Source organism: Mycobacterium sp. TH-M82 (assembly GCF_057473605.1).
In genome coordinates this window covers 1-1034 of sequence record NZ_JBYCKY010000446.1, presented here as the reverse complement: position 1 = coordinate 1034, position 1034 = coordinate 1, and the positions used below count along the sequence as shown (strand labels likewise).

The window sequence follows — 1034 nt, the reverse complement described above, 5'->3', positions numbered from 1 at the left end:
GCGTGGCGTTGACCGCGCGCGACTCCAACTACGCCGGATCGCTGCCGGACACCGTCACCATCTATCGCGAGGCCCTGTTGGACATGTGTTCATCGGAAGGCGAAGTCGTCAACGAGGTCGCGATCACGGTGATTCACGAGATCGCGCACCACTTCGGCATCGATGACGACCGGCTGCACGAGCTGGGCTGGGGGTAGTAGAGCAGTTGGCGGAATGCTGGTTGACAGTGGTCGTACGAATGTTCTCGTGAGTCTGCGTCGTCTCCCAGTAGTTCCGCCGGGCCACCGACCGCGAACCGAGTAAAGTGGTACAATATTATGTACCATAAAAATCGGAGGCGGCGGTCATGGCTTTAACCGCGAGCGAGGCCCGCAAGAGGCTCTTCCCTCTCATCGAACAAGTCAACAGCGACCGGACAACTGTCGAGATCATCTCCAAGCGCGGCAACGCGGTCCTGATGTCAGCAGATGACTACGCCGCCTGGGTTGAGACCGCGTATCTGTTTCGTTCTCCGGCCAACGCCCGTCGGCTTCTCGACGCCCACGAGGCATATCGGCGCGGTGACGTCACCGCGCACCCCCCGTATCGCCGGCGGACCTAACTAGATCAGGGTGATCGCGACGGGGATACCGAGCTGATCAGTGGCACTGGCCAAGCGGCTGTCGACGGTGATCACGGCGGCAGAGCGTTCGGCAGCGACCGCGACATACAGGCCGTCGTAGATCGAGATGTTGGGCCGCCAGGCCCAGGCGGTGCGCAGGAGCAGTGCATCAGGAAGCACGTATTCGATGGCGAGTGCGGTGACGGTGTCGGCGGCGGCCTCGGCGTCCTCGGGCTCCAATTGCTTGCCCAATACGGCCTTGTGCAGGGTCCGTAGCACCTCGCCCGGCATGTGAGCCGGTGCGAGCCAGCCGTCGTCGCCGTTCAGGGCTGCGCGTGCCGCGTCGCCTTGGGAAGTGCCGCTCGTAAGCGCCAACACCAGCACACCTGCGTCCACCACGATCACTGGCGAAAACTCACCCGTCGCGGTCGGC

The 1034-nt window shown here is 63.3% G+C and carries 3 protein-coding genes; 2 read left to right on the top strand and 1 reads right to left on the bottom strand.

From position 1 onward, the window contains the following. On the top strand, positions 1 to 197 hold a 197-nt coding region (locus AC2VON_RS13685; RefSeq protein WP_486953455.1), incomplete at its 5' end, for a metallopeptidase family protein. Between the two features lie 149 nt (positions 198 to 346). Next, a complete protein-coding gene (locus AC2VON_RS13680) occupies positions 347 to 601 on the top strand; it encodes a type II toxin-antitoxin system Phd/YefM family antitoxin (RefSeq protein WP_486953454.1) in 255 nt (84 codons plus the stop codon). On the opposite strand, the gene AC2VON_RS13675 is transcribed toward AC2VON_RS13680, so the two are convergent. After that, on the bottom strand, positions 602 to 1034 hold a 433-nt coding region (locus tag AC2VON_RS13675), incomplete at its 5' end, for a type II toxin-antitoxin system VapC family toxin (protein WP_486953453.1). It abuts the gene before it with no gap.